The following is a 2745-nucleotide window of genomic DNA, read 5'->3' on the forward strand; positions in this document are numbered from 1 at the left end:
GACGACCACGCGGTCGGCGCCCAGCTCGGTCCGGGCGTGCTCGACGATCGGGGTGAGGAAGCCGACCGGGTTGTCGGACAGGGCTTTCGAACACCGGGTGTCGCCCTTGCCGCACGAGTTCACGGTGAGCGCGGTGAACTCGGCCTGCTTCGTCGCAAGGCCGACATAGTCCATCCAGCCGCACATGCTCCCTGGCGACTGGTGCAAGAAGATCGCCACCGTCGATCCGGAACCGATTCGGCCGTAACGGATTTCGCTCTCGGCGTCCGGGCGCACGCCCTCGATCGGCCCCTTGGCGCCGAGGCCGCACTCCTCCTCGAGTCGCGTCTCGGGGGGCGGCGTGGTCCGGCTGACCGAAGGCCGGGGCGAGGACGAGGCCCCGGACGTGGTCACGGCGGCGGACGCACCGGTCGCCGGCGGTGGCTGCGGCGACGACTGGCCGCCGCACGCGGACACGGCCACCACGACTGCGACACCACAGGACGCTGCGCGTTTCATATGTCAATTCTGACATCTGCCTCTAGGCTGTGTCCATGACGTCGACGCTCGGGTTCGCCGTGCTGAGCCTGCTGGCCCGACGGGAGCTGACCGGCTATGAACTCGCTCAGCAGATGAAGCGCCCGGTGGGCTACTTCTGGCACGCCCACCACTCACAGATCTATCCCGAGCTGGCGCGGCTGGAAAGCGCAGAACTGGTGCGGCACACCGTGATCGACGGAGCCGGACCGCGAGACACCAAGCGTTACACCATCACCGCCGCCGGCATGGAGGCGTTGCGTGCCTTCGTCGCCTCGGACTTCGAGCCGCAGCCCGTGCGGGATCTGGAGACGCTGAAAATCTGGTCGATCTGGACGGTGGATCCCGATGCGGCCGTACTGCTCGTGGAACAACTACGGGAGGTCCATCGCGAGCGACTGGAGACCTACCGCCGCGAGCTGGCGGAGTTGACGTCCGGCGGGACGGCCGAGGACCCGAGCCACCCCGACTTCGGCTCGTGGCTGACATTGGAAGGCGGCGTGCGCAATCGTGCGGCCGCACTCGAGTGGTGCGACTGGATGCTCACTCAGCTGCGGCGCCCCGGGGCCGTCACTCGATCGCGTGCACCAGATCGTCGATGATGTCGCTCGCGTCCTCCAGCCCCACCGACAGCCGCAGGATGCCCGGGCCGGGTTTGGCCTCGGAGGCCACGGGACGGTGCGTCAGGCCGGCGGGATGCTGGATGAGGGTGTCCACGCCGCCGAGCGAAACGGCGTGGGTGATCAGGTGCACGCGTTTCGCGACGGCGAGTGCCGCCTCATACCCGTCGCGCATCTCGAACGCGAGGATCGAGCCTGGGCCACTCATCTGCCGGCCCACAAGAGCGAGCGGGTCCCCGCCCGGGCGCGACGGATGCATGACCCGCCGGATCGCCGGGTGCTCGGCCAGCGCGGCAGCAACCGCAACGGCCGTGCGCTGCTGACGCTCCACGCGGATGGGCAAGGTAGCCAGGCCACGATGCAGCAGGTACGCCCCCATCGGGTGCAGGATGCTGCCGGTGATGGCCCGGATCGGGCGCACGGTGGCGGCGGTCTCGCTGTCCGTGACGAGCACGCCACCCATCGCATCGCCGTGTCCGCCAAGGAATTTCGTCGCCGAATGCAGGACGACGCGAGCGCCGTGCTCGAGCGGGCGCTGCAACACCGGCGTGGCGAAGGTGTTGTCCACGACCACCGGAGCACCGCCCGCGGCACGGGTGACGGCGGCTATGTCGATCAGGTCGAGAGTGGGGTTGCCGGGGGACTCGAGGAAGACCAGACCCGTGCGCTCGGTGATGGCCGACGCGACCTCGCCTTCCCGGGCATAGGTGACCTCGGTGCCGAGCAGCCCCGTCGCCAGCAGGTGATCGGTGCCGCCATACAGGGGCCGGATGGCCACGACGTGCGGCTTGCCCGCCGCGACGCGCGACATCAGCAGCGCGGTCGTCGCCGCCATGCCGCTGGCGAAGGCGATGGCGTCGCTCCCGCCCTCCAGCGCGGCGATGCCCGCCTCGAAGTGGGCGACCGTCGGATTCCACAGCCGGGCGTAGACATAGGAATCGCCTGTCTCCGGGGGCCGGCCGCCGCTCAGATGGTCGTATGCCGCGCCCCCCGCCTCGACATCCGCGAGCGGGTAGGTCGTCGACAGGTCGATGGGCAGGGCGTGCACGCCGCGGTCGGTGAAGTCATCGCGGCCGGCATGGACGGCACGGGTTGCAAGACCGGGGCTGGACGTCGTCGTCATCTTCCGAGGGTCCCAGGGTTGCAGGGTGAGCGGGTACTCCGCCGAACAAGTGCCCGAGCCGGCACCGTTGGCGGCCCCGCTGGCGAACAATCATCGCTATTCTGCCTCGATGGCGAAGGAAATTCGGCCCAGTGTCGATCTTGACGACGTCGACCTCGCCCTCGTCGACGCCCTCGTTGCCGACGCCCGCATCGCGAACAACCGCCTCGCGGCGCGCAGCTGATCGACCGGGGGATCGTGCGGGGTTTCCACGCCGACCTCGACCCCGAACGGATCGGGCGCCCGGTCCTCACCGCCACCGTGCCCCGCCTCCCCGAGGTGGTGCAGAGCTTCCACCTCGCCGGCGACGACGACTACCTGCTCCACGTGGCTGTGCCCTCCGCGAGCTACCTGCGCGACTGGAACCAGCCTCGTCTTCGGCCACGAGCGCGGTCAGCCCGGGCCGCTCTGACCGGTGCCCCGCGCCAGGGGCAATCCGCGGCCGTG

At 69.9% G+C, this 2745-nt stretch carries 4 protein-coding genes; 2 read left to right on the plus strand and 2 right to left on the minus strand.

The features are described from left to right. On the minus strand, nt 1-498 hold a 498-nt coding region (locus tag BN11_RS24410; RefSeq protein ID WP_048699978.1), incomplete at its 3' end, for a hypothetical protein. A gap of 35 nt (nt 499-533) precedes the next feature. Here BN11_RS24410 and BN11_RS19295 point away from each other — a divergent pair. Next, nucleotides 534-1118 (plus strand): PadR family transcriptional regulator, encoded by a 585-nt coding sequence (locus tag BN11_RS19295; protein WP_048699980.1) that lies wholly within the window; start codon nt 534-536, stop codon nt 1116-1118. Here BN11_RS19295 and BN11_RS19300 read toward each other — a convergent pair. Then, entirely contained in the window at nt 1087-2259 is a 1173-nt protein-coding gene (locus BN11_RS19300; protein WP_048699982.1) for a trans-sulfuration enzyme family protein, read from the minus strand. The genes BN11_RS19295 and BN11_RS19300 overlap by 32 nt on opposite strands. Before the next feature lie 237 nt (nt 2260-2496). Between BN11_RS19300 and BN11_RS25935 the strand changes: the two genes are divergently transcribed. Then, the coding region (locus BN11_RS25935) for an Lrp/AsnC ligand binding domain-containing protein (RefSeq protein WP_048699986.1) at nt 2497-2745 on the plus strand (249 nt) is incomplete at its 3' end.

It is taken from the genome of Nostocoides australiense Ben110 (genome assembly GCF_001050535.1).
GTDB classification, from domain to species: domain Bacteria; phylum Actinomycetota; class Actinomycetes; order Actinomycetales; family Dermatophilaceae; genus Nostocoides_A; species Nostocoides_A australiense.

What these genes read in the sequence shown, in the direction of transcription:
- BN11_RS19295 (WP_048699980.1), top strand. Translation starts at nt 534, where the DNA reads ATGACGTCGACGCTCGGGTTCGCCGTGCTGAGCCTGCTGGCCCGACGG.
- BN11_RS19300 (WP_048699982.1), bottom strand. Translation starts at nt 2,259, where the DNA reads ATGACGACGACGTCCAGCCCCGGTCTTGCAACCCGTGCCGTCCATGCC.